General features: G+C 45.8%; 24 protein-coding genes. 11 read left to right on the forward strand and 13 right to left on the reverse strand.

The features are described 5' to 3' along the window. Nucleotides 1-61 precede the first annotated feature (61 nt). A complete protein-coding gene (locus ACRD67_RS17390; protein WP_430968499.1) occupies nt 62-1,858 on the forward strand; it encodes an alpha-amylase family protein in 1,797 nt (598 codons plus the stop codon). 80 nt (nt 1,859-1,938) lie between these two features. Here the strand turns inward: ACRD67_RS17390 and ACRD67_RS17395 are convergent, their stop codons facing one another. Next, entirely contained in the window at nt 1,939-2,367 is a 429-nt protein-coding gene (locus tag ACRD67_RS17395) for a hypothetical protein (protein WP_430968500.1), read from the reverse strand. A 255-nt stretch (nt 2,368-2,622) separates the two neighbouring features. On the opposite strand from ACRD67_RS17395, the gene ACRD67_RS17400 reads away from it, so the two are divergent. Together ACRD67_RS17400 and ACRD67_RS17405 are read left to right on the forward strand one after the other, a co-directional pair. Continuing rightward, a complete protein-coding gene (locus ACRD67_RS17400; protein WP_430968501.1) occupies nt 2,623-3,303 on the forward strand; it encodes a glycerophosphodiester phosphodiesterase in 681 nt (226 codons plus the stop codon). Beyond that, nucleotides 3,303-4,589 carry a BaiN/RdsA family NAD(P)/FAD-dependent oxidoreductase gene (locus tag ACRD67_RS17405; RefSeq protein WP_430968502.1) on the forward strand — a complete coding sequence of 429 codons (1,287 nt, stop codon included), beginning with the start codon at nt 3,303-3,305 and terminating at the stop codon, nt 4,587-4,589. Before ACRD67_RS17400 ends, ACRD67_RS17405 begins: the two co-directional genes overlap by 1 nt. 25 nt (nt 4,590-4,614) lie before the next feature. Here the strand turns inward: ACRD67_RS17405 and ACRD67_RS17410 are convergent, their stop codons facing one another. From ACRD67_RS17410 to ACRD67_RS17420, 3 genes are all read right to left on the reverse strand, one after another. Next, nucleotides 4,615-5,343, reverse strand: coding sequence for an MIP/aquaporin family protein (locus tag ACRD67_RS17410; protein ID WP_430968503.1), 729 nt, complete (start codon nt 5,341-5,343; stop codon nt 4,615-4,617). A gap of 6 nt (nt 5,344-5,349) precedes the next feature. Then, on the reverse strand, nt 5,350-6,849 hold the full coding sequence (gene glpK, locus ACRD67_RS17415) for a glycerol kinase GlpK (RefSeq protein ID WP_430968504.1): 1,500 nt from the start codon (nt 6,847-6,849) through the stop codon (nt 5,350-5,352). A 236-nt stretch (nt 6,850-7,085) separates the two neighbouring features. Beyond that, nucleotides 7,086-7,559, reverse strand: coding sequence for a TspO/MBR family protein (locus ACRD67_RS17420; protein ID WP_430968505.1), 474 nt, complete (start codon nt 7,557-7,559; stop codon nt 7,086-7,088). A gap of 94 nt (nt 7,560-7,653) precedes the next feature. On the opposite strand from ACRD67_RS17420, the gene ACRD67_RS17425 reads away from it, so the two are divergent. From ACRD67_RS17425 to ACRD67_RS17445, 5 genes are all read left to right on the forward strand, one after another. Next, nucleotides 7,654-8,736 (forward strand): diphosphomevalonate decarboxylase, encoded by a 1,083-nt coding sequence (locus ACRD67_RS17425; protein ID WP_430968681.1) that lies wholly within the window; start codon nt 7,654-7,656, stop codon nt 8,734-8,736. Between the two features lie 72 nt (nt 8,737-8,808). Beyond that, on the forward strand, nt 8,809-9,747 hold the full coding sequence (locus ACRD67_RS17430; RefSeq protein WP_430968506.1) for a mevalonate kinase family protein: 939 nt from the start codon (nt 8,809-8,811) through the stop codon (nt 9,745-9,747). A 10-nt stretch (nt 9,748-9,757) separates the two neighbouring features. Beyond that, nucleotides 9,758-10,663 carry a geranylgeranylglycerol-phosphate geranylgeranyltransferase gene (locus ACRD67_RS17435; protein WP_430968507.1) on the forward strand — a complete coding sequence of 302 codons (906 nt, stop codon included), beginning with the start codon at nt 9,758-9,760 and terminating at the stop codon, nt 10,661-10,663. Beyond that, a complete protein-coding gene (locus ACRD67_RS17440; protein WP_430968508.1) occupies nt 10,663-11,613 on the forward strand; it encodes a carbon-nitrogen hydrolase family protein in 951 nt (316 codons plus the stop codon). Before ACRD67_RS17435 ends, ACRD67_RS17440 begins: the two co-directional genes overlap by 1 nt. Before the next feature lie 63 nt (nt 11,614-11,676). After that, complete coding sequence (locus ACRD67_RS17445) at nt 11,677-12,513, forward strand: pseudouridine synthase (RefSeq protein ID WP_430968509.1); 837 nt, start codon at nt 11,677-11,679, stop codon at nt 12,511-12,513. 29 nt (nt 12,514-12,542) lie between these two features. On the opposite strand, the gene ACRD67_RS17450 is transcribed toward ACRD67_RS17445, so the two are convergent. Genes ACRD67_RS17450 through ACRD67_RS17460 form a run of 3 tightly spaced genes read right to left on the reverse strand, consistent with a single transcriptional unit; the run spans nt 12,543 to nt 16,660 of the window. After that, nucleotides 12,543-15,164 carry a TonB-dependent receptor gene (locus ACRD67_RS17450; RefSeq protein ID WP_430968510.1) on the reverse strand — a complete coding sequence of 874 codons (2,622 nt, stop codon included), beginning with the start codon at nt 15,162-15,164 and terminating at the stop codon, nt 12,543-12,545. 14 nt (nt 15,165-15,178) lie between these two features. After that, on the reverse strand, nt 15,179-16,090 hold the full coding sequence (locus ACRD67_RS17455; protein ID WP_430968511.1) for a FecR family protein: 912 nt from the start codon (nt 16,088-16,090) through the stop codon (nt 15,179-15,181). Between the two features lie 54 nt (nt 16,091-16,144). Continuing rightward, nucleotides 16,145-16,660 carry an RNA polymerase sigma factor gene (locus tag ACRD67_RS17460; RefSeq protein ID WP_430968512.1) on the reverse strand — a complete coding sequence of 172 codons (516 nt, stop codon included), beginning with the start codon at nt 16,658-16,660 and terminating at the stop codon, nt 16,145-16,147. Nucleotides 16,661-16,742: 82 nt separating this feature from the next. On the opposite strand from ACRD67_RS17460, the gene ACRD67_RS17465 reads away from it, so the two are divergent. The 3 genes from ACRD67_RS17465 to ACRD67_RS17475 are packed head-to-tail and all read left to right on the forward strand — an operon-like array spanning nt 16,743 to nt 20,391. Continuing rightward, nucleotides 16,743-18,320, forward strand: coding sequence for a 7TM domain-containing protein (locus tag ACRD67_RS17465; RefSeq protein WP_430968513.1), 1,578 nt, complete (start codon nt 16,743-16,745; stop codon nt 18,318-18,320). Between the two features lies 1 nt (nt 18,321). Then, the gene (locus ACRD67_RS17470) at nt 18,322-19,200 is read left to right on the forward strand and encodes a sugar-transfer associated ATP-grasp domain-containing protein (protein WP_430968514.1); all 879 of its coding nucleotides are present in this window, start codon (nt 18,322-18,324) and stop codon (nt 19,198-19,200) included. A 57-nt stretch (nt 19,201-19,257) separates the two neighbouring features. Continuing rightward, nucleotides 19,258-20,391, forward strand: a complete 1,134-nt coding sequence (locus ACRD67_RS17475; protein ID WP_430968515.1) for a hypothetical protein — start codon at nt 19,258-19,260, stop codon at nt 20,389-20,391. Nucleotides 20,392-20,454: 63 nt separating this feature from the next. Here ACRD67_RS17475 and argH read toward each other — a convergent pair whose 3' ends face one another. From argH to proC, 6 genes are read right to left on the reverse strand one after another with little or no spacing between them, the layout of a single operon-like run. After that, on the reverse strand, nt 20,455-21,738 hold the full coding sequence (gene argH, locus ACRD67_RS17480) for an argininosuccinate lyase (protein ID WP_430968516.1): 1,284 nt from the start codon (nt 21,736-21,738) through the stop codon (nt 20,455-20,457). A gap of 10 nt (nt 21,739-21,748) precedes the next feature. Further along, the gene (locus tag ACRD67_RS17485) at nt 21,749-22,825 is read right to left on the reverse strand and encodes a M20 family metallo-hydrolase (protein ID WP_430968517.1); all 1,077 of its coding nucleotides are present in this window, start codon (nt 22,823-22,825) and stop codon (nt 21,749-21,751) included. Between the two features lie 2 nt (nt 22,826-22,827). After that, nucleotides 22,828-23,607: an acetylglutamate kinase gene (gene argB / locus ACRD67_RS17490; protein ID WP_430968518.1), complete on the reverse strand. Its 780-nt coding sequence runs from the start codon at nt 23,605-23,607 to the stop codon at nt 22,828-22,830. Beyond that, complete coding sequence (locus ACRD67_RS17495; protein WP_430968519.1) at nt 23,604-24,542, reverse strand: Rossmann-fold NAD(P)-binding domain-containing protein; 939 nt, start codon at nt 24,540-24,542, stop codon at nt 23,604-23,606. The genes argB and ACRD67_RS17495 overlap by 4 nt, the downstream gene beginning before the upstream one ends. Then, nucleotides 24,539-25,666: an aspartate aminotransferase family protein gene (locus ACRD67_RS17500; RefSeq protein ID WP_430968520.1), complete on the reverse strand. Its 1,128-nt coding sequence runs from the start codon at nt 25,664-25,666 to the stop codon at nt 24,539-24,541. The genes ACRD67_RS17495 and ACRD67_RS17500 overlap by 4 nt, the downstream gene beginning before the upstream one ends. A 59-nt stretch (nt 25,667-25,725) precedes the next feature. Next, entirely contained in the window at nt 25,726-26,520 is a 795-nt protein-coding gene (proC, locus tag ACRD67_RS17505; RefSeq protein WP_430968521.1) for a pyrroline-5-carboxylate reductase, read from the reverse strand. Nucleotides 26,521-26,525: the final 5 nt, after the last annotated feature.

Genomic DNA, 26,525 nt, shown 5'->3' on the forward strand with positions numbered 1-26,525 from the left:
TGGTTTACTGGTTGTTTTATTTTTAATCGGGTGTAAATCGGAAAAAAAAGCAGGTGCATCAATGGAAGGGACCGAAAAAAGTGCTAAAAAACAGGTGGTCTATCAAGTTTTTACCAGACTCTTTGGAAACACCAATACGAGTAACAAACCCTGGGGCACGATAGAAGAGAACGGCGTTGGGAAATTTGGCGATTTTAGCAGCAAGGCATTGGAGGAAATCAAAGCACTAGGGGTGACGCATATTTGGTATACCGGGGTGCCCCATCACGCCGTGATAACGGATTATAGCGCTTATGGTATTTCGAACGACGATCCTGATATTGTTAAGGGACGCGCAGGATCACCTTATGCGGTAAAAGATTATTACAACGTAAATCCCGACCTGGCGGAAAATCCGGCAAATCGATTGGAGGAATTTAAAGCACTGATTGATCGTACCCACCGGGCAGGTCTAAAATTGTTGATTGATATTGTTCCGAACCACGTGGCAAGAAATTACGAGGGCAAGTCCAGTCCAGAGGGAATATTGCCCTTTGGTGCGGAGGATAACCGGTCCGTGGAATACAAACGCGACAACAATTTCTACTATGTGCCCAACGAAGCTTTTCGTGTACCCCAATGGCAGCATGGCTATGCGCCCTTGGGGGGGGAGGCCCGCAAGGATGCAGATGGAAAATTTGAGGAAAATCCGGCGAAATGGACCGGGAACGGTTCGCGCCTGGCCCAGCCCCATTTCAATGATTGGTACGAAACGGTGCGGATAAACTACGGTGTGCGCCCCGATGGGTCGTTGGATTTTGATGAACTGCCGGAAAGTTTTAGGGATAAGGACCATAAAGCACATTATGAATTTTGGCAATCCAAGAGCGTACCCGATTCCTGGGTGAAGTTTAAGGATATTGCGCTCTACTGGTTAGATATGGGAGTGGATGGCTTTCGTTTTGATATGGCCGAAATGGTACCCGTGGAATTCTGGAGCTATATGAACTCCAACATCAAAATGAAGAACCCGGATGCCTTTTTGTTGGCCGAAGTATATCAACCTCACCTGTACAGGGACTATATACAAAAGGGAAAAATGGACTACCTCTACGATAAAGTGGAACTCTATGACTCTATAAAACACATTATGCAAGGGCATGGTTGGACAGATCATTTGCCCATAGTACAGCAGGGTTTGGCCGATATTGAACACCATATGCTCCATTTCTTGGAAAACCACGATGAACAACGTATTGCCAGCCTCGAATTTGCAGGAGATGCTGAAAGGGGCAGACCGGCAATGGTGGTTTCTGCTACAATTAGCACGGCTCCCACTATGATCTATTTTGGACAGGAGGTAGGGGAACCGGGGGCAGAGGACGCTGGTTTTGGAAAACCCAGCCGTACTTCGATTTTCGATTATACCGGGGTACCACACCATCAACGCTGGATGAACGATAAAAATTTTGACGGGGGACAGCTTTCCGAAAAGGAAAAAAAACTTAGGGATTTCTATAAACGGCTGTTGAACTTCACGATAAACAGCGCTGCCTTGATGGGAGAATATCAGGACATCCATTATTACAATCGGGAACATACGGAAAACTACAACCACAGAGTGCTCTCCTATGTACGATGGTCCCCGAATGAAAAATTGGTGGTCGTTTCCAATTTTGATGCCCGTGAAGCGTATGCATTCGAACTTAAAATCCCAAATGAAGTCCTCACAAAATGGGGTTTGGGAGACGGCTCTTACGAACTATCCGATCAACTCTATAATACAAGAAAGGTACAACTTACCGTGGAGGGGGGAATTGGAAGGATGCATGTGGAAATGGCAGCCTTGGAATCCGTTATCTTCAAACTTGTGCAGTAAGATTTTATGATTTAAAATGAATGAGCAAATCCTAAAGGGATAGGATATCCGGACAAGACTCGCCCATTCAATACCTAGGTTTAGGCTGACTTCTCCTTAGCAGCTGTTGCTTTATATACCAAAGCAATAACCACTCCTATAATGCCATAGAAAACAATTTCTATAACACCGTTTACCAATTGCCCCGTCATATCAAAAATGTCCGAGGTGGCGTACCAAAGAAGTCCAAGACCAAGTCCGGCAAAGACGCCGATCCAGGCGCCAAATTGAAAACCTTCCTTGGCACTGTGATGGCCCCTTGCCCACTTTCCATAAAGGGTGCTGAGTGCGAAAACGGCGATGAGATTGCTAATGGCAATCATCAACATATCCGGTTGGTCCTTCATAACATTGTTTATGGTATGCCCTTCGAAAAAATCGGCGGTAGCAACTCCCCAAATGGCATAGCCAAGCAAAAACATGACGACAAAACCGGCCAAGGTGGCCAGCAAATTAGATTTTGAAAACATAGTTTTGTAATTAATTGGTTACTATAAAAGCAAATATATTAAAGAATTTTTACAAATATCACAAAAATATGCACCAAATAATGTAAATATAACAAATATAGCTCATGGAACGCTTTGTTCACCTTTTTCCAAGGAAACTGATAAATCTCGAAATCATATTGTATTTTTAGCAGTATGGTTTTACGAATGAAAAATTGGCTTATTCTTGTTGTTGTAGGTGTTCAAATTGCATGTACCGATCAAAATTCAGTTCCGATGGTAATAGGACATAGAGGGGCCATGGGCCACGAGACGGAAAATACATTGGCTTCTGTCCAGAAAGCGCTCGATTTGGAAGTGGACATGATGGAAATAGACGTATTCAAAATCAAGAGTGGAGAAATTGTGGTCTTCCATGACAGCACGGTTGACAGATTGACTGATGGCCATGGTCTTGTAGAGTCTTATACCCTTGCGGAGCTAAAACAGCTAACCCTTATCGGGGATCATAAAATCCCGACCCTTTCGGAGGTATTGGAGCTGATCAATAAAAGCGTTCTCTTGAATATAGAGCTCAAGGGCGATGATACGGCTGTAGGAGTGCAACGGATCATGGAGAAATTTATTAACCGAAACGGATGGACCATGGAACACTTTATCATTTCCAGTTTTAACTGGGAGGAACTGCGCAAAATGAGGCAAATCAACCCAGAGGTTGTCCTTGCCATTCTGATAGAAGGAGAGGATCCCGCCAAGGCCATTCCCATTGCCCGGGAATTGTCGGCCGAGGCCATTAACCCCGATATTGACCAATTGGACCATGTCAGCGCCGATAAGATCAAGGCGTCGGGGTTCAAAATATATACCTGGACGGTGAATGCCGAAGAAGATATTCAAAAGGCAAAACAACTCGCTGTAGATGGTATCATAACCAACTACCCGGAACGTATTAACTAATGCTCGATGTTATTATTATAGGAGGTGGGGCGGCCGGTTTTTATGCCGCCGTGCATCTGGCGGAAATGGCACCTCAAAAAAAAATTGCCATTTTGGAAAGGGGAAAGGAAGTACTGGGCAAGGTAAAGGTTTCCGGTGGTGGCAGGTGCAATGTTACTTATGCTGAATTTGATCCCGCTGCCTTTGTAAAGAACTATCCCAGAGGGGAAAAGGAATTGTTGGGGCCTTTTTATACCCATGGAAGTGCAGATACGGTGGCTTTTTTTGAGGAAAAGAACGTTCCCTTAAAAATAGAGGAGGATGGTAGAATGTTTCCAACGAGCAACGCCTCCCAGACCATTATCGATTTTTTTGTGGGCGAGGCGGAAAAAAAGGGCGTGCAACTGTTTAGAAACAGTTCCGTCACGGACCTCAGACCTCTGGCGCCAAGCAAAGAAAATCCAACAGGTGCCTGGGAAGTGCATTCCATTAGAAAAACATACACTGCCAAAAAAGTACTGCTGGCAACGGGGAGCAATCCCAAGATATGGGGCCTGCTCCAAAAAATGGGACATACCATAGAACCCCCAGTCCCTTCCCTATTCACCTTTAATATTGATGATGACAGAATTCGTGGCATACAGGGAGTGAGCACCTATGCAGAAGTTGAAGTGCTGCCCAAGCGAATCTTTGATTCAAAAATTACCGTGGAACTTAAAAGCAAGGCGGAGCAGCTGTTCAAGTTGATCGCCGAGGGCCCTTTGTTGATTACACACTGGGGTATGAGCGGTCCGGCAGTATTAAAACTATCGGCTTGGGGGGCGAAGACCTTGCACGAACGGAAATATAGATTTAAGATCAAGGTAAATTGGCTACCAGACTACCACGAAACAGCGGTACTGGAACTCTTGAAGCAAATTAAGGAGGTAGAGGCAAAAAAGACGGTACTTAGGACCAACGCCGTAGATGTTCCCAGACGCTTGTGGAGCCGTTTGCTCCAAGCGTCGGGCATACCGGACCAAATGAAATGGGCAGAGATCTCCAAACGGCATTTGCAAAGTTTGGCCGATCAGCTCACAGCTTCCATTTTCACGGTAGAGGGAAAAAGCACCTTTAAGGAGGAATTCGTTACTGCTGGCGGGGTGGATCTAAAAGAAATCGATTTCAAGACTTTTGAAAGTAAACTATTTCCCCATCTTTATTTTGCGGGCGAGATAATGAACGTGGACGCCATAACGGGAGGATTCAATTTTCAAAATGCCTGGACCGGGGCCTATATTGCTGCCAAGTCCATGGCAAAAGGATAGCCATCCAAAGAATTAATCCAATGGCCTAGGATAGCGCCAACATAAGTATGGCAGCTGCTATCGCACCAATGATCGGTCCCAATACAGGAATCCAGGAATAGCCCCAATCGTTTATGCTTTTCTTGCTTATCGGTAAAAGTGCATGCATTATTCGGGGGCCTAAATCCCTTGCCGGGTTTATGGCATAGCCTGTGGTGCCTCCCAGGGACAGGCCAATTCCCCAAACCAAAAAAGCTACCGGGAGTGCGCCCAAAGAGCCCAAACCAACTATGGATCCCGAATCCGTTATACTGGCATTGGTAAAATAAAGTACGGTAAACACCAATACAAAGGTGCCAACAACTTCACTGAACAGGTTTAAGATTGGATTTCGAATGGCGGGAGCGGTACAAAAAACGGCACGTTTGGTGTCTCCCTCCTCCGTGGCTTTGAAATGATCCCTATGCATCAACCAAACAACTGTAGCTCCGATCATGGCTCCAATGAACTGCGCCAATACAAAGGAAGGTACGCTTGCCCAATCAAACTTTCCTGCAAGAGCAAGACCAATACTCACCGCAGGATTAAGATGGGCACCGCTATAAGGAGCAGCTACAACGACTCCTATGTAAACCGCAAGTCCCCAACCTGTGCAAATCACTATCCAACCGCTGTTGTTGCCCTTGGTACCTTTTAAAATTACGTTGGCAACTACCCCGTTGCCCAAAAGGATCAATAACATGGTCCCTATAATCTCGGCGATAAATGGTGTCATCTTAAATCAAATGTTTTCTTTGGTCCAGTATTGGAGGGCGTCAACGGCCTTGTACCAACCTTTGATTCCATCATCTATTGCTTTTCTTTCGGCCGTAGGTTTAAAATGTATATCCGTCTGCCATATTTGTTGAATTTCCTCCATACTATTCCAGTAACCGACTGCCAATCCCGCCAAATAGGCCGCTCCCATAACAGTAGTTTCAATGACTTCGGGCCTAACCGTCACGGTATTGAGCACATCGGATTGAAACTGCATCAACATATTATTGACGGTGGCGCCCCCATCTACTCGAAGTTCTTTGATAGAAATTCCCGAATCGGCCTCCATGGCCGATAAAATATCCATGGTTTGATAGGCGATGGATTCCAATGCGGCCCTAGCAATATGGGCATCCGTGCTACCTCGGGTCAATCCAAAAATGGTCCCCTGTGCCTTTTGATTCCAATGCGGTGCGCCCAATCCCGCAAAGGCCGGTACAAAATACACCCCCTCCGAACTATCTACCGAACCGGCCAGCTTTTCCACGTCCGGGGAACTATCAATAATCTTTAAGCTATCACGCAACCATTGCACCACGGCCCCTGCAACAAAAATACTGCCCTCCAGGGCGTAGTGGGTCTTTCCATCTATTTTCCAGGCCACTGTGGTCAACAGGTTGTTTTTTGATATAAGCGGCTTCTCCCCAATATTCATGAGCATAAAACAGCCCGTGCCATAGGTGTTTTTTACCATTCCAGGCTTGGTGCACATCTGTCCAAAAAGGGCCGCCTGCTGATCACCTGCTATCCCGGCAATGGGAATTTTGCTGGCAAAAATCGTGCCTTTGGTGTGCCCATACACCTCACTGGATTGCTTCACCTCGGGTAGCATGCTTTTAGGAATGGAAAAGAGTTCCAAGAGCTCATCGTCCCAGGCCATGGTGTTTATATTGAAAAGCAGTGTTCTGCATGCATTGGTGACGTCCGTAACATGTAGCTCACCATGGGTAAAATTCCAAATAAGCCAAGAATCAATGGTTCCCATGGCAAGTTCCCCGGCCTCGGCCCGTTGTCTTGCTCCATCTACATTGTCCAATATCCATTTAGCCTTAGTGCCGGAAAAATACGCATCGATTACAAGTCCGGTCTTCTCCCGAATCAATTCCGCCTTTCCTTGTTGCTTCAGTTCTTCGCAAAAATCCGCCGTTCTTTTATCCTGCCATACTATGGCGTTATAAACGGGTTCTCCAGTAGTTCGGTCCCATACGACCACGGTTTCGCGCTGGTTGGTTATACCGATTGCCGCAATATCTGTTCCACTCAATCCTTTTTTGGTGGTCGCTTCGGTGGCCATTGCAGCTTGTGTAGACCAAATTTCAGTGGCATCATGTTCCACCCATCCAGGTTTTGGGAAATGTTGGGTAAACTCTTTTTGTGCGGTTGAGACAATGGCACCTTTTTTATCAAAGACAACGGCTCTGCAACTGGTAGTGCCCTGGTCTAAGGCAAGAATGTGTTTTTCCATAATAGAACTGGTAAACTAAAGGTTAATTTTGATGGGTTTAAGGTAGCAAATAAATTTATGTGAAATTATTTTATCTGTTGGCCTATTACACAATTTGATTCTTTTTTGTTAAATAGGTCCGTTCATACACTGGCATGGGTTTATAACATGATTCCATGACCAAAACAGCTATGATATATTGATTTGCGTCAAAAATCCCCTTTCTACTTTTAGGCAACAGTTATGATAAGCAGAAACTAGTTCATTTCCCAGATGCGGTAATTCAACATCGTGGCAAAACAGACCCATAGAAAATAAGGAATGAGCAAATAAGCGGCCGTTTTGCTGACCACTTTGAACCATTTTATGGTAAGCAAAATCAGAAGGAGCAGTATCAGAATTACGAGAAGCGCCCAGAATGGATTTTTGAAACCAAAAAAGACAATGCTCCAGAGGGCGTTGAACAATAGTTGAAAGCCAAAATGATACAAGGCGGTCTTTACCCAAATGTGATGGAACCCCTTGGCCCATACAATACCGGCTGCAATCCCCATCATGATATATAACACCGTCCACACAGGGGCAAAAATCCAGTTGGGCGGATTAAAGCTAGGTTTGTTAAGGGTCATGTACCAATCGTTGACGGAACTCTGCGTTGCAAATCCGGACAGAAACCCGATTAGCAGACAGATGCCTACGGCGATACCAATATTGACGACTTTCTTGCTCAACTTTTTTGACTAAGTCAACTAAAATAGTAATTAATTTGTTTTGGCACTACTGCAAAGGGCCTTAAAAACTATCTTTGTGGAAATTGCAGCCTTCATGACGGAAACAGACTTTGTTCCATCTGCCTACCTCGAAGAAAAAGAAGCTGGGAGTACAGTTTGGAAAGCCCCGAGTAACATCGCTTTGGTAAAATATTGGGGAAAAAAGGAAAACCAAATTCCGGCCAATCCTTCCGTAAGCTTTACACTGCAGGCCAGCTGTACGGAAACCAGGTTGGAGTATACGAAATTAGAAAAGGAGTCTCCCGACTTTTCTTTTGACCTGTTATTTGAGGGGGCTCCCAAGGAAAGTTTCAAACCTAAAATAAGCACCTTTCTGTCCCGGGTAGAGAACTACCTTCCCTTTTTAAGAAAATACCATTTTACCATAGAGACGTCCAACTCCTTTCCCCATAGTAGCGGTATCGCATCCTCTGCTAGTGGAATGGCAGCCCTGGCACTTTGCCTTATGGATATGGAAAAGGAATTGGATCCCAAAATGGAGATGGATTTCTTTTATAGAAAGGCCTCTTTTTTGGCCCGATTGGGATCGGGAAGCGCATGTAGGAGCATCAAAGGTGGTATTGTACAATGGGGTCGGCATAAAGACATTGAAAACAGTTCCGATCTCTATGGAATTCCATACCCCTACTCTGTGCACCCGGTTTTTGAACAGTATCACGATACCATTTTATTAGTGCACGAAGGGGAAAAACAAGTAAGCAGTACCCTTGGACACGACCTGATGCACAACCACCCTTTCGCAAAGCAGCGATTTGAACAAGCAGGGAAAAACCTAAAGGCACTGCAGCCTGTTTTCATCGATGGGAATTTGGTGGAATTTATCAGCTTGGTAGAGAGCGAGGCCTTGAGCCTGCATGCGATGATGATGAGTAGCATGCCCTATTTTATGTTGATGAAACCCAATACCTTGGAGATCATTAATAAAATATGGGAATATCGGAATGCATCAAAGACCCATGTCTGTTTCACCCTCGATGCCGGAGCCAACGTGCATGTGCTCTATCCGGAAAACGAAAAAGACCAAGTTTTGCAATTTATTAAGGATGAGTTGGTTGCATATTGTCAAAACGGGCAGTATATTTGCGATAGAATTGGTTTTGGAGCCAAAAAACTGTAATTTGGAATGTATTGACCAATATAGGATCTTGTCAATACACAGTTTTTTCATAGCCAAATCAGATACAAAACGATGAAAGGACCCTTATTTTATTCTAAAATCCTGCTCTTTGGGGAGTACGGCATTATCAAGGATTCCAAAGGACTTTCCATTCCATATAATTTTTTTAAAGGGGCGTTGAAAACGGATGGGGAAACCTCCGAGGATGTGCTACGGTCCAATATGGCCTTAAAGAATTTTGTGGCTTATCTGGAAAAAATACAGCAAGAAGAACCGGCATTGGTGCGCTTCGATTTCGACACCTTAAAAAGGGATGTTGCCTCCGGAATGTATTTCGACAGTTCTATCCCCCAAGGGTACGGTATAGGAAGTAGTGGTGCTTTGGTTGCAGCCATTTATGATAAGTACGCCTTGGAAAAGATTACTGTTCTAGAGAATCTTACACGGGAGAAACTGTTAAGCTTAAAGGCCATATTCGGAAAAATGGAATCCTTTTTTCACGGAAAATCCTCGGGTCTGGACCCCTTGAACAGTTATTTGAGCCTGCCCATCCTTATCAATTCCAAGGACAACATTGAATCTACAAGCATTCCTTCCCAGAATTTGGAAGGTAAAGGGGCTGTGTTCCTTTTGGACAGTGGGATCACTGGGGAAACGGCTCCCATGGTCCAGATTTTCATGGACAATATGAAACAGGAAGGTTTCCGGAGTATGATAAAGAATCAGTTTATTAAACACACCGACGCCTGTGTAGAGGATTTTATCAACGGCAACGTTAAATCCCTCTTTCGCAATCTTAAACAATTGTCCCATGTGGTCTTGGACAATTTTAAGCCCATGATTCCCTCCGAGTTTCACAAGTTGTGGAAACAGGGAATTGACACCAATGATTATTATCTGAAGCTATGTGGTTCAGGCGGTGGCGGGTACATTTTGGGATTCACCGAAGATATTGACAAGGCAAAAAACGCACTCAAAGGCTACAATTTAGAAGTGGTATATAACTTCTAACCGTTCCATAATGCTTAGCAGAAAAGACAAGCTGGTACTATTAAAGTTCCTGAGCCTGTTTTCTATTGTTAGGGGGTATAATATCCTAATGATCGCCCTGGCCCAGTACTTGGCATCGATCTACATCCTTTCTCCCGACCGCCCCTTGCGCAAAGTAGTTTTTGACCTTAATCTATTGGCCATTGTGATTGCTTCGGGGCTCGTGATCGCCGGGGGCTATATCATCAACAATTTCTACGATGCGGAGAAAGATCTGATCAACAAGCCCAGAAAGAGTATGTTGGACAGGTTGGTAAGCCAGCGCACCAAACTCACCACCTATTTCATTCTTAATTTTTTGTCCGTCCTTTTTGCCAGTTATGTATCCTTTAGGGCGGTCATGTTCTTTTCGGCCTATATTTTTGGTATTTGGTTCTATTCCCATAAACTGAAACGTATACCTTTTGTGGGAAATTTTGTTTCGGCAACCCTGGCGATTGCCCCTTTCTTTGCCGTATTTGTGTACTACAAAAATTTTGAAACGGTCATTTTCGTACATGCCATCTTCCTTTTCTTATTGATTTTAGCCCGTGAAATGATCAAAGATCTGGAAAACATTGCAGGAGACATGGCTCAAAACTACAAGACGGTTCCCATCCTGTACGGGGCTACCCTGTCCAAGACACTGGTCAGTATTTTGGTGCTGCTTACCTTGGCTCCTGCCTTGCTATTGATCTATAATTTTGATGTGGGTTATATGCACATCTATTTTATTGGATGTATTTTTTTATTGATCTTGTTTATGATTTTGTTATGGATATCCAAGGCGAAAAAGCACTATGTTTGGCTTCATAATATTTTAAAGTTGATTATTGTTGTCGGGGTCTTCAGTATCTTACTGATCGATATAGATCTCGTCCTAAATAGAATTTTATAATGCAAAATGAACTTAAGGTGGCCATGGCCCAGATTGCTCCGGTCTGGTTGGATAAGGAGGCAACCCTACAAAAAATTGAAAATACCTTGGAGGAAGCAGCGACACAGCAGGCGGATCTGGTCGTTTTTGGAGAGGCCCTTTTACCGGGATATCCTTTTTGGCTGGCCTTGACCGATGGGGCTTCTTGGGATCTAAAGGTGAACAAGGAAATCCATGCCCACTATGCCCACAATTCCATACAGATCGAAGCAGGGGAGCTGGAAAGAATCCTTCAACTCGCCAAGACCCATAAAATGGCAATTTATCTGGGTCTCATGGAACGGGCCAAAAACAGAGGGGGCCATAGCCTATACTGCTCCTTGGTATATATCAATGAGAAGGGCGAAATAAAATCGGTCCACCGAAAATTACAGCCTACCTACGATGAGCGCCTAACATGGGCACCCGGAGACGGCCATGGTTTGCAGGTACACTCCTTAAAGGAATTTACGGTAGGCGGACTCAATTGCTGGGAAAATTGGATGCCCTTGCCCCGGACCGCGCTATACGGGCAGGGGGAAAATCTCCACGTGGCGGTTTGGCCAGGAAATGACCACAATACCAGGGATATAACGCGCTTCATTGCCCGGGAATCCAGAAGTTTCGTGGTTTCGGTTTCTTCCCTGATGCGTGTGGAGGATTTCCCTGAAAACACCCCCCATCTGGACAAGATCCTTAAGAAAGCACCCAAAACGCTGGCCAACGGGGGCTCCTGCATCGCAGGGCCAAACGGAGAGTGGATCGTGGAGCCCGTACTGCACCAAGAGGGATTGATATTCCAGAGTCTCAACCTGGACCGGGTATATGAGGAACGACAGAATTTTGACCCCGTTGGACACTATTCCCGGCCAGATGTTACCAAACTATCCGTAAATAGGGAGCGACAGTCCACGGTGAACTTCGACACCTAATATTTATGGGCCGATCTGCATGGGCGGAAATCCATTTCCCTACCTTTGCGCAAATTATTGGAGATGGGCAAATCAGACTACAACAAGGATAAAAAACGGTCAACCGGTTCGGGCGGAAATTATAGGAAGAGAATATCTTCCAAGGGCAAGCCCCAGGAATCTACGACTGCCAGGCCCGCATCGGACCCCAACCTGATAAGGCTTAATAGGTATTTGGCCAATTCAGGGGTTTGTTCGCGGCGCGATGCCGATATCTATATCGCAGCGGGAAATGTTACGGTGAATGGAAAGCCTGTAACCGAAATGGGGTATAAGGTAAAGTTAACCGATACGGTGAAGTTCGATGGCCGGGTGCTGAACCCGGAAAAAAAGGCCTATGTACTTCTCAACAAACCCAAGGACTTTGCTACGACCACCAGTGATGAAAGGGGGAAGCGAAGTGCCAATCAGCTAATTTTAAAAGCTTCAAAGGCCAAGTTGTCCCCTGTGGGCAAATTGGACAAGAACACCACCGGTCTGTTGTTATTTACCAACGATGGGGAATTTGCAAAAAGCCTAACACACGCCAAAAATGGGCTTAGAAAGATTTACCACGTGGAATTGAACAAGAATTTAAAGAGTGAAGACCTCAAAAAAATCCAGGACACGCTTACTTTGGACGATGGTCCGGTGAAGGTCCAGGAGATAAGTTACATAGAAAATACTCCCAAGAAGGAGGTCGGCATAGAAATCAGAAGCCAAAAGAACCGTATTGTACGCCGTATTTTTGACCATTTGGGATACGAGGTGATACGTTTGGACCGTGTAGTCTATGGGCCACTTACCAAAAAAGACCTGCCTCGTGGTCACTGGCGGTACCTTACCAAGCAGGAGCTCATTAACTTGGGGATGGAAAAATAACGACATCGAAATATTTCACCCAGCAGTTGTTAAAAATACAATCTGAAGGTAGCGTTTGGCGTAAAACCAAGGGACAATTGCTCTATTTGATTGAGTTCGTCCAATCCTGTATTTGGGTCTTGATCTACCCTGTAGAATATGGATATGGGAACTTGCCTCGAATAAACATTTTGCAAAGAGACACCAAAAGTAGCCTTGGTCCTACCCGATGTGGAGATGCCAAATTTGTAGATCAATGAAGCATCCAAACGATGATAATTTGGTAGGCGCTCACTGTTTACCGGACCAAAATCTATATCGCCAGTGATGGTGCTGAAACTATCTACCGGCGTAAACGGAAGCCCGGTGCGATAATTCCACCCCACGGAAAACTGCCAGTTTCCAGTTTCATAAGTGTTTGCTATCCTGAAATTGTGGGTAACGTCGTTATTCCCCGGAAAGGGATTGCTCTGTAGCTCCTCAAAACGGTATTCCACATCATTAAAGGTATACCCCAACCAAATGCGGTAGCTCCCTATTTTTTTTCGTAGCAATACATCCAAGCCCACAATATCGCTCTCACCTTGGGACAGCTCTTCCGCGGCATTCGTGAACCCGTTGGTAAAGGAGGTAAGCCCTTTGATTTTCTTAAAATATCCATCTATGTCCAAGGTCCAATCATCCACGTTGAGTAAAAAGCCACCGGAAAACTGGCTGCTTTCCAAAACAGGGATATCGTTTCCGTCAGAAAGGGTCCAGATGTTGTTCTCTAACCGCAGTTGTGTGTCCTCGAACTCGATAAGCTGACTGATGGGTTGATACCTTCTTTCGGCAGTAACTTTGAGCCTGAGCTTATCGGTAATCGGATACTCCACGTTTAGGCGGGGTTCCAGAAAAAAATCGTCCACCAACGAATAATGCGATGCCCTTGCCCCCAAGCTAACAAAGCCTTTGTTGGCCGGTTGATACCAGTATTCCGCATAGACCGTATTGGCCTGATTTACGTTTTGCCGAATTTCATTGAAATCCCTGGTTTCACTGGGTAAGGGAATTTCATCGTCATCCCCGGGCTCAATATCTGCATCGCCCGCCTCGTCACGGAACAATTGAAAGAAGACATCGGAATTGGAATATTGGTAGCCCAACATAATGTTTTGATGCGGTAAAAAGTCGTACGAGATATTTAAATCCATCCCATAGTCCTCCACCGTGTTCTTTCTCAGGTTTTCCTCTTCAACGAGCAGGTCCTCGGATACCGTGTTGTTGTAATCACTGTCAAAGTGCGAATAGTAAGCCTTTAGGGAATGTTGAAATTTTCCCCACCTGGTGCCTTGCCAAGAAAAACTGGCACCTTGGTTCTCAATGATCAAAAGGTCTTGGGTCAGGTCTTCATCGTCACTGGAACTAAAATCAAGGTCGTTTCTGGTAAGAAGTCCGCCTATTGTGATGCGGTCGTTGTTGGAAGGTTCTAGAATGAGCTTCCCGTTGGCATCGTAAAAAAAGAAGTTCTCGTCCCCCACAATTTCGCTGGCATCATCATCGTCCTCCACAACTTGCCCACCAAAATCGGTCACTATCTTGGTATTCTGAAATACCTTTTCGGCCAATGCATCAAAGGTAGGGGTCTGTAGCGCATCGGTATACGACCGTCTGCCGGAAAGCACCAAACCTGCATTTTTGCCCAAAGGCGTTTTTAAAAAGGCATCGGCATGCGTGCCGTTCACCCCAATGCCCGCATACACCGTATCCGGTACCTGAGTGGCACTACTAATATCGATAACCCCGGAAATGCGATCGCCGTATTTGGGACTGGCACCACCTTTGTAAATTTTGACACTTTCGGTCACGTAGGGGTTTATGGTAGAAATCATTCCGAAGAAATGGCCCGTATTGTACATCTTTATTCCGTCAAAATAAATCAGGTTTTGATCGGGTGATCCGCCCCGTATCTGTATACCCGAAGCGGATTCATCCAAACTGGTAATGCCCGGGATCATTTGTATGCTTTGGAAAACATCGGGTTCTACCAGTCCGGGTAGGATACCCAGAGAAGTGTTTTTTAGGATGAAGGACCCATCCATAGTCTTGTCCAACCCCTTATTTAAATAACCCAGCACCACCACTTCCTGTAGCGATTGCGCTTTGGGCCGTAGATAAATATTTTTACAATTGGTTGTACCGTAGGCCGAGGCTTCCACGGTCTGGTCGGCATAACCCACGTATTGAATGATCAGCTTAGCCGCTTCCTCCACATCCTCCAATTGAAAAAATCCCGTTTCGTCCGTTGATGTGCCCATGGACGTCCCCTTTACCAACACTGTGGCATAAGGCAGGGGTGTATTGCTTTCACTGTCGAACAGATAACCGCAAACGTCCAGTTTGGTCACTGGGACACTAATGATTACTAAGGTTTCCGATATTTTTTCGAACACCAGTCCGGTCTGGTCCGCGAGGGCACCAAGCAAAACCGCCGCTGTAATGTCCGACCCGGTAAAATTTATTTTTTTGTCCTTGATGACCTCTTCCGCATAGGAAAAGGACAAGGCGGTCTTGTTCTGAACATCTAGCAGTACTTGTTTTAATGGGGTGTCCGCATACGCCACCGTAAGGTTTTCCTGGGAAAAGACAAAAGTAGTAAACAGCAGTGTTATGGATTGGAGCAACTTTTTCATGGGCATTTTGGGTATTAGGGCAACTTAAGTACAACTGTTTTCTTGTCCGGGGCCAGTACATAATCTATGCCCATAGGCACAAAAACGCTCTTCAGGGCAATCTCGAGCTCATCATGGACAAAGCTACCCGTAAAATGGTCGGTATTGCCCCTCAAACTGTGCTGGATCTTGATGCCGTACTGAATTTCCAACTCCTCGATAACATGGATCAATAAACTGTTGTTGAAGGTGCTTTTGCCACCAGTCCAGCTCGGTTTTTCCGAATCGGTCCTTTCCCGTTCCAGTTGATCCGCCTCTAGGCGAAGCACATCACCTTCGATCAGGATGGCCTTTTCCTGGATTGAGACGGCATCAAATTGTACCTTGCCTTCATAACAGACCAATTCGAAAGTCGATTTTCTAGCCCTGATATTGAACTGGGTTCCCAATACAGAAACCGTACCCGAAGTGGTCTGCACATAGAAACCATCCCCCTTTTCTATAGAAAAGAAAGCCTCACCCTTCAGGCTCACCTTTTTATTGCTGTTCCAAAAAAAACGCTTGTGGGTAAGCACGGATTGGGCATTGAGCTGTACTTGGGACCCATCGGGGAGTACCGCTGACAGCTGTTGACCTGTAGCCGTAGTATAGCTTACCTCGTCAAAGAAAATGCCCAGGACCAACAACAGGGATGCGGCAACCGAACTTACATATAGCAACGGCTTTAAATACCTAACTTTTCCTTTGGATCCATGATCCAGTTTACCTTGTACTTTATCGCGTAGTTGTTCCTTATGAAATGCTGGTTTTTTGAAAGACTCCATACCCCGGGCTATCTGTTGATATTCCCTAAATTCTTCCGATTGCTCGAACTCGGCTAGCTCCTCTGAAGTGAGCTCTCCGGCCAGCCAACGTGCCAATATGGTTTCGTCTTTATCTTCGAACATGGTATGGTACTTCTATAAGGATAACCGGTTACTTTGAATTCACCCCACCCCCTCTTAAATATTTTTAATGGTCTTTCTTAGTTTTTGCAACGCCTTTTGCATTCTTTTTTCAATGGCGGTCTGTGAGACTCCAAGCATTTCGGCCATTTCCTTATAGGTCTTTTTGTCCAAACGGTTCAGTAAAAAAACTTCACGTTGTCCATCGGGCAAGGCGGCTACGGCCGCTTGCAATTGCGACATAAATTCTTCCTCCTCCATTTTATATTCGGGAGTTTCATTGTCCAAATTTTTTTGTGGCCGGGATTTGGCGTATTCCAGCACCACTTTTTTATGGGCTACCTGATTATAAAAAGCGTTTTTGGCCACCGCAAACAGAAAGCCCCTGGCCTTTTCAAAAATCACCTTTTTACAATTGTTCCAAAGTTTAATGAAGGCCTCTTGCACCAAATCTTCGGCCTGTTGCAGGTCGCCACATTGGTAGTACAGATAGTTTCGCAAGGTTTCGGAATTTAGGTCGAATACCTGGTTGTATACTTTCTGATTGCAAACCGATCTGTCAGTGCGCTCCATGAGGCGAAAAAAAATTTAAACCAGGGGTTGGGTGAAACCTATTTCACCTGTTCCATATCAAAAATAACAAAAATAAGTCGTTATGAACACGCCCCAAAAATTTAGAATTGCCATAGGAACCATATTATGCATCGCCCTTGTCTCACTGACCTTTAAAGCGGTACCGATAGCTCAAAATTTGGATGATTTTTTTGCTGAAGAGATGTATAGGGTAACCTATAGATTCTTTTTCAAGACCAATGATGGGCATACATCGGTAAAAACGTATTTGCCCAAGAACAATAGTAGGCAAAGAATTACCCATGAGGTCCAGGATATGGCCAGGACCATGGTATTTGAAAAGAAAGCGGATGAGAACAACCTCAAGGGTGTCTGGGTGACCGCTAAGAAAGATAGTTATGAAAGTATTGACTATCAATTTACCTTTGAAGGCAAGGCAAGGGTCTTTGCGCTACCCGAAAGCTTTGGCCGATCTGTCAAAGCGCATTCCAAATATTTATCGCCGAGCAAATATATCCAGTCGGATCATCCTAAACTCAAAGCCTTGGCAGCTCGTCTTACCCAGGATACCGCTTGGGACAGGAAAAGAGTTCAGAACCTATTTAATTTTGTAAGGGAAATACCTTCCGCGCCCATAATCACACTTACCGATGCGCTTACCGTGTTGGAGCGGAACAAGGCTTCCTGTAGTGGAAAAAGTAGGTTGTTGGTGGCCTTGGCGAGAGGCATGGGTTTTCCTGCTCGGATCAAAGGGGGGATAATTTTGCAGGAATCCAACAAGCGTACCTCGCACGTCTGGGCAGAGATCAACATCAATGGACAATGGATTCCCTTTGATGCCTTAAACGGGCACTTTGCCTACTTACCGGCCAATTATTTGGAATTGTACGAAGGCGATGAGTTTCTTATTACCCGCAGCCCTGGATTACAGTTCGATTATAGCTATGAGATAAAGAAAGAAAACAAAATTCCCTTTCTACGCACCAGTGCCTCCCAGTTCAATAGCATATCGCCCATATCCTTGTGGGGATTGGTGGAAAGCAAGCTCATTTCAATGGAATCCCTGCTCCTCCTCCTCATGCTTCCTGTAGGCGGGCTACTTGTAGCCTTTCTTCGGAATGTGGTAGGCCTTAGGACCTTTGGCGTGTTCCTTCCTGTACTGATAGCGTTTTCCCTTTTGGAGACAGGTTTTACCACGGGGATGTTGTTGTTTATGTTCTTGATCTTATTTGTGGGGATTATCTCAAGACCATTTAACCAGATGGGCCTGTTGCACACACCTAAGCTTGTGATTTCGCTTACCCTTATGGTGGTGGTTATGGCAGTTGGCTCTTACTTGGGCGTAATTACCGGAGTTGGATGGTTAACGTCCCTTACCTTTTTTCCCACCATTATTCTTACCATTTCCGCTGAACGTTTTTCTACTTTGATCGTGGAGGACGGTTTTCATAAGGCTACGGGTACCTTGTTCCAAACGCTTATTGCAGTAAGCTTTTGTTTCTTTATGCTATCCAGTAAATGGCTGCCCTCTATCTTGATTCTTTTCCCGGAAATACTTCTTGTCATCATAGCCATGGCCATGCTTTTGGGAAGGTATATAGGCTTGCGGTGGACCGAAATACTTCGTTTTAAACCCTTATTAACCTTTAAGCTGTCCTAAGATGTTGCGAAAACTTTTTCAAATACAGAATGCCACCGGGGTAATGGGGCTCAACAAAAGAAACATTAAACTGATTTACCCTCACAACCGCAGGAAGGATTACACCCTTGCCGATGATAAGGTAAAAACAAAGCAGCTGTTGCATAAGAACAATTTGGCGTGTGCCGAAACCTATACGGTCATTACCAAGGTGAGCGATATCAAAAAGAAGTGGGAGGCATGTCAAAATTATACTTCCATGGCCATTAAACCAGCTAATGGATGCGGGGGCGAAGGCATCAAAATTCTAAAAAAATCTGTCGAAGGGCAATGGGTCAGCGGTGGAAAATCACTTTCCGAAATGCAAATATTTCAGCATATTACCAGCATTGTCACAGGGATATTTTCTATGGGTTCAACAGATAGCTGCCTCATAGAGGAATGCATTGTTCCACATCCCTTTTTTGCTGAAATCTATGATGAAGGTGTACCGGATTTTAGGATAATTACCCTAAAGGATATCCCTATCATGGCCATGTTGCGGATGCCTACGTCCAAATCTGATGGAAAGGCAAACTTGCACCAAAAAGGGGTAGGTATCGGGGTAGATATGGAAAAAGGGACCTTAACCGAAGTCTATGATGGCAGGCAATACCGGAACCATCATCCCGATAATCCCGCTACCGTTTATGAAAAGGCCATTCCTTTCTGGGAAGAAATGTTACAACTGGCGGTAAAAACCTCAAAGGCCTTCCCACTGGATTATTTAGGGATAGATCTGGTAATCGACAAGACCAAAGGGCCACAGATTATGGAGGTAAACGTGCGCCCTGGTCTGGGCATCCAATTGGTAAATCGTTGTGGCTTGGAAAGTGCGATTATAAAACAAAATGCCCTTTAGGGGGTTGGGTGAACGTCAAGATACCTGTTCCCTAACAAAGAAACTTATAATAATAAAATGATGAAAACACCAACAAAGATCCTTTTAGCACTTTTGATAACTACAGGCACTTGGGCACAGGAAAGACAAGGTTTTGAAGTGGAGACCCAAAGCGGATATGAATACAACTATTTTAAGAGCCCTAGGCAGGTGCGACAGGGCACGGTGGTTTTGACCGAGGCAGATCTTATAGCCAGTAGCAGTTACCAGGATATTCTTATGGACTATGACTATCGATATAAATGGAACCGGAACCGTATCCGCTTATCGGTAAGTCCCTTTGCCCGTTTATTCCAGGAGAATTTTGAGGATAGCTATTGGAGTGTTCTGGCCACGGCGAAATATGATTATGATCTCAATAGGAATACGGAGTTCTTGGCAGAGGTGGTCTTTAAGCGAATGAACAGGGAAGGCTTGGACGGTGCCCAGGACGTATTGATAAATCCATTGGGGTATACGGTATACGGAGCAAGTTCCGGGCTAAAATTTGAACTTTTTCCCAAGAATGAAACGGTGTTGGAAGCTTTTTACAATTTCAAGGATTTCGATGCCTTTGGGGTCCGGGACCTTCAATACAATGAATTTGGGGTTAAATTTGGACTACAACAGGAATTTGGAAGCAACGGACTGGACCACAAATATGGTATTACCGGCTATGTAAAAAAACGGCTGTACGACACCTTCAATGCCTCGGACGTTACTACGGAAGGGGAGCGAGATTGGAATTACGTTAAAGTCACAGGCTTCTACACCTACCCGATCAGCGAGACTTTTGAATTAAAACCTAGTTTTGTGTACTACACCCGGACAGATGTGCTGGCAAACCGTTCGGGCTTTGACCAACTTGGACCGGGGCTAGGGTTAAAATTTGATGATGATCGTACACGATTTCGGGCCAAAGTGTCGTACCTAACACGGAACTACACGGATTTTGAAGCAAGGGACACCAATGGACCTTTAGGCGAGAAAATCCGGTATACCTACGCCGATATTTCCCTGAACGCCTCCCACAAATTGGGTAATGGGGGCTTCTCGTTGACTGCAACGGCATATAGTAGGGTACGGGCCACCAACTATACGGATATTGATGCACGGTCCTTTCGAGGATACCGCAACCAGTACGCCGGATTGGGCATAAAATGGGAATTGTAGTTCCAGGCGGCTTGTCGGGAAAGCAAGTTTCAGAATCTAAAATGACCGATGGACCACCCTGTCTCAGGACAGGGCTTGGTCCATTTTTTTACGGATCTCTTTTAAGCACAAATTGCCCAAGCTGCCCTCATGGGTATGCTGAATGTCCCGTTTGGGGACAAAGGAACCTTCTTGGATTTCCCGCCCCATTTTTTTATAAGCGTCCCGAAAAGGCATTCCTTCTTGCACCAGTTCGTTTAAGGTATCCACACTAAAGAGATAATCGTATTTTGGATCTTCCAAAATTTTCGTATTTACCTGTACCTCTTTTAAGCTGAAACTTAGCATTTCCAGACAGGCTTTGATTTCTTGCAGTGCCGGTACAATGACTTCCTTGACCAATTGAAGGTCCCTGTGGTATCCACTGGGAAGGTTGTTGGTGATGAGCGTAAGTTGGTTGGGGACCGCCTGTATCTTGTTGCACTTGGCGCGAATCAGTTCAAAAACATCCGGATTTTTCTTATGCGGCATAATGCTGGAACCCGTAGTGAGTTCATCGGGAAAGGAAATAAAATCAAAATTCTGGCTCATATAGAGACAAATATCCATGGCCATTTTTGAGAGTGTGTTCGCTATGCTACTGATGCCAAAAGCGGTGGCTCTTTCTACTTTACCCCTTCCCATTTGCGCAGCCACCACATTGTACTTGAGGCTCTCAAACCCCATTTCCCTGGTAGTGAATGTCCGGTCTATGGGAAAGGAACTCCCATAACCGGCGGCACTGCCCAACGGATTTTGGTCGGCCACCTTATATGCGGCATTGATAAAATAAAGATCATCCACCAAGCTCTCCGCATAAGCAGAGAACCACAGTCCAAAAGAAGAGGGCATGGCGATCTGCAAATGGGTATACCCTGGCAACAAGACCGATTGATACTTTTCTGCCAGATTCAATAACAGGTCAAAAAGTGTAATGATCTGTTCCTTGATTTCCTCCAATTCGTCCTTCAGGTAAAGGTGCATGGCCACCAATACTTGATCGTTCCGGGAGCGGGCCGTATGGATTTTTTTCCCGGTATCCCCCAATTTTTCGGTGAGCAGGAACTCGATCTTGGAATGCATGTCCTCGAAGCTGTCCTCGATGATAAAATCCCCCTTTGTGATGTCATCTCCTATAGCATCCAATTCCCGGACTAAACTTTCGGTCTCCTCCTTGGTCAACAAGCCTATTTTCCCCAACATTTTTGCATGCGCTTTAGAGGCGATCACATCGTATTTCGCCAAGATCAGATCCAATTCCCGATCGTTGCCAACGGTAAAATGATCAATTTTTTTATCCGTGCTAAATCCTTTGTCCCAGAGTTTCATATCGTTTGCGTTAGGCGTTATCGGTTAGGAGAAAACTACTTAAAATTTTGATATACAGATCGATGCCCTCTTCGATTTCCCGGACATAGATAAATTCATCGGCCGAATGCGATCGGGTGCTATCACCCGGGCCCAATTTTAACGACTGGCAGCTTAAGGCCGCCTGGTCGGACAGGGTGGGCGACCCGTAGGTTGATCTGCCCAAGGCAATTCCGGATTGTACCAATGCATGGTTCTTGTCTATGGCCGATGAGTTGAGGTGCAAGGAACGTGGCGTGAGTTCACATGGGGCCTCTTTTTGCAAAATTTCGGCAATTTCCCGATTGCTATACTTGTCGTTCACCCGTACATCGATTACCAGATCTACCTGGGCAGGTACAACATTATGCTGATTCCCCGCGTTCACCTGGGTCACCGTGAGCTTCACCTTGCCCAACACATCGGATACCCGATCGAAGTTATATTTTTTAAACCAGTCCAACACGGCAATGCTGTTATAAATGGCATTGTCTTCATTGGGGTGGGCTGCGTGGGAGGGTGTCCCCTTGATAACCGCATCAAAAACGACCAGCCCTTTTTCGGCAATGGCCAAATTCATCAAGGTGGGTTCCCCTACGATGGCCACATCAATTTTTGGCAAGAGGGGTAACATGCTGTTTAGCCCGTTTGGGCCAGAACTCTCTTCTTCGGCAGAGGCAACGAGAATGATATTGTGATTCAGGTTCTCGGCGCTATAGAAGTGTGTAAAGGAGGCTATGAGAGATACCAGACACCCACCCGCATCGTTGCTGCCCAGGCCATACAGTTTCCCATCTTCGACCTGGGCCTCAAAAGGATCCTTGGTATAAGCCGTATTGGGTTGCACCGTGTCGTGGTGGGAGTTCAACAATAGCGTAGGCTTCTGAGCATCAAAGTGCTGATTAAAAGCATACACGTTGTTCTTTTCCCGTTTATGGGGTATATCATGGGAGGCAAACCACTTTTCGATGGCCGTGGCCGTTTTATCTTCTTCCGAAGAAAAAGACCTGGTGGAAATCAGTTCCTTCAACAATTCAATCGCTTTTTTTGTAAGTTGACGTTGGTCCATAATCATAGGGTTATTGTAGTGAACAGTGTGGATGATGGGTTAAGCATGGACATATTTCCAATACATACCTTGTCAACATCCCGTTGAAGGGCATGAAAGCAGTTTTCCAATTTGGGGAGCATGCCGTCCGCAACGATTTTTTTCTCCAATAGCTGTTGATAGCTTTCCATGTCTATGTACGGGATTACCGAATTGTCGTCTTCCCGATTCTTCAAAACCCCCTTTTTTTCGAAACAATAGTACAAGGTGGTCCGATACGCTCCGCTCAGGGCAATGGCGATTTCCGAAGCTATGGTGTCCGCGTTGGTGTTTAACAATTGTCCGTTGCCATCATGGGTCATGGCACAAAAGACAGGTACAAAATTGGCTTGGAGCAATGCGCTAATGGCGCCGGCATTGGCACCCTCCACATCGCCCACAAAACCAAAATCGATTTCCTTCACCGGTCTTTTATGCGCAAGGATGGTATTGGCATCGGCACCACTGAGTCCTATGGCATTGCACTCCTTGGCCTGTAGCTTTGCCACTATATTTTTGTTGACCAATCCGGCGTAGACCATGGTGATGACCTCCAGGCTTTCGGCATCGGTAATTCTACGGCCGCCCACCAATTGCGATGCCACCCCCAATCTTTGCGCCATTTCCGTGGCCAGTTTGCCACCACCATGTACCAGGATCTTCAGCCCTTTATGTTCGGCGAACAGACCCGCAAATTGGGTTAAGGCAGCAAGGTCCTCTATAATGTTGCCTCCTATTTTTACAATTGATAGTTCTGGCTTCATATGCTTTCCAATATTTTTTTTAACACCAGCTGCGCGGCGTAGGTCCGGTTATTGGCCTGTGCAATGACCAAAGATTGTTCGCTGTCCAATACCGCATCTTCCACGACCACATTTCTCCGTACAGGAAGACAGTGCATGAACTGGGCACTTCCCAATTTTTCACGAGTGATCATCCAGTTGGGGTCCTGGGTCAGTACCGCCCCATAGGAGTTATAACTGCTCCAGTTCTTCACATAGACGAAGTCTGCATTTTCCAGCGCTTTTTGCTGATCGTATTCCACCCGAACGTCTCCCACAATGCGCTTATTCAACTCATAGCCCTCAGGATGTGTTACCAGAAACTCCGCATCCTGTAATTTCATCATTTCCACAAAGGAATTGGCCACGGCATGCGGAAGTGCTTTGGGATGCGGGGCCCAGGACAGCACCACCTTGGGCCGTGATGTTTTGCGCGCTTCGGCCAGGGTAATGGCATCCGCCAGGGCCTGCAGGGGGTGTCTTATGGAGCTTTCCATATTTATCACGGGAATGCTCGCATGGCGCATAAAGCCGTTCAGTACCTTTTCGGCCTCGTCCTTTTCCTTGTGCTTAAGAGAGGCAAAGGCACGGATCGCCACCATATCGCAGTATTGGGAGATTACCTGGGCCGCTTCCTTGATATGTTCGGACGTTCCTTGGTCCATGACCGTACCATCGGTAAATTCCAGGGCCCAACCCTCATTGCCGAAGTTCATGACCATGACGTTCATACCCAGGTTCAGCGCTGCTTTTTGGGTACTGAGCCGGGTTCTAAGGCTGTTGTTAAAGAACAGGAGCCCTAAGGTCTTATTTTTTCCCAAGCCTTGAAACCGCGTTGGGTTTTCCTTTAGTTTCAATGCCTCGGCAACTCCCTTTGCCAGTGGCCCAAGATCGGTTATGGATAGATAGTTCTTCATGCCAATTCGTTTTGCAGGGCTTCAAAGAACAGGTCTACCTGTTCCTTGGTAATGGTTAGCGCGGGCAAAATGCGCAATAGCTTTTTATTGTTTGCCCCTCCGGTAAAAATATGTTGGTCATAGATCAGGCGCTTTCGCAGATCGGCCACCTCAAAATCAAATTCGAGCCCAAGCATTAACCCACGGCCCTTGACCTGTTTCACGGCCGGTACCTCAAGGGCCCTTTCCTTAATATAGGCCCCTAAATTTCCTGCGTTTTCCACGAGCTGTTCCCGTTCCAACACTTCCAGGACAGCTAAGGTGGCTGCGCACGCCAGGTGATTGCCACCAAAAGTGGTTCCCAACATGCCATAGGAGGCGGGAATGTGCTCCCGGATCAAGATGCCGCCCACGGGAAAGCCGTTGCCCATGCCCTTGGCTATGGAAATGATATCGGGGGATATACCATGGTGTTGAAAGGCGAAGAAGCTACCGCTCCTACCAAAACCGGACTGAACTTCATCTGCAATGAGGACCGCCTGGTGCTGCTTGCATAGGGTTGCTACGTTCTGATAAAATTCAGTGCTGGGCTCGTCCAGTCCGCCAACTCCTTGGATCGCTTCCAGGATCACGGCACATACGTCTCCTTTTTCGATTTCAGCGGTAAAAGCATTAAGGTCATTAAAGGGTAAAAAACTTACTTTTTGCTGTTTGTTGATCGGGGCATTGATCTTTTCATTATCCGTAGCGGCCACAGCGGCGGAGGTTCTACCATGAAAACTGTTGTTAAAGGCAATAACCCTTGACTTTCCTGTTTGGAAAGAAGCCATTTTTAAGGCATTTTCATTGGCCTCGGCGCCAGAATTGCAAAGAAACAACTGGTAGTCCCCGCACTGGGATAGACGGCCCAATTGGGATGCCAACTCCTGTTGCAAGGGGTTTTTGACCGCATTACTGTAAAACCCGATCTTGTCTAATTGGTCTTTAATGCGCTTTATGTAATGTGGATGGGCATGGCCAATGGATATCACGGCATGCCCGCCATAAAGGTCCAGATAATCCTGTCCGTGTTCATCCGTAACCACCAGGCCCTTGGCGGAAACCGGGGTTACCTCGTAAAGCGGATATACATCAAATAATTTCATAGTCATTGAATTTAATGGACTGTTGTGTTAAGCGTAACATTGTTCTTACTCCACATGGTCTATCCCTTTCGTATCTGACTGATTTTTTCGAAGGAAGCTACAATACCGCGGATCAATGAAGAACTTAAACCTTGGTGTTCCATTTCATTTAGGCCTTCTATGGTGCACCCTTTGGGGGTCGTCACCCTGTCTATTTCTTCCTCAGGATGGCTGCCGGACTCGATTAGTAGACTCGCGGCCCCGTTACAAGTATGCATGGCGAGTTCCTGGGCTTCCCGCGCATCGAAACCGAGTTGAATGGCACCCTGGGTTGTGGCCCGTATCAAACGCATCCAAAAGGCGATACCACTGGCGCAGATAACGGTGGCGGCCTGCATCTGTTCCTCAGGAATTTCCAGGGAATGCCCCATCCTATTAAATATGGCCTTGGCCAGATCAATACGTTTTGCCCCCATGCTGTTACTACAGAGGCAGGTCATGGATTTTCCTACGGAAATGGCCGTATTGGGCATACTACGGATAATATATTGGTCCGCTCCAATGATTTCCTCCATTTTCCCGATGCTGAATCCCGTAATGGTTGAGATCAACACGTGTTTTTCGGTAAGCAGGTCCTTAATATCATGTAGAATCTGCGCAAAATGCCCGGGTTGGACGGCAAAGATCAGCACATCCGATTTTTTCACTGCCTCAGCATTGTCAGTGCTAACGGTGACGTTCCCATACTTTTCATAATCCTTGATACTGTCCACACTTCTTTTGGTAAGGAACATGGTGGTAGCGCCATTGGTGTGCAATATGCCCTTGGCGATGGACAGACCTAGATTTCCGGCTCCGATGATGGCTATTTTCATTTTTA

Source organism: Eudoraea algarum, assembly GCF_050589645.1.
Classification (GTDB): domain Bacteria; phylum Bacteroidota; class Bacteroidia; order Flavobacteriales; family Flavobacteriaceae; genus JBNGOQ01.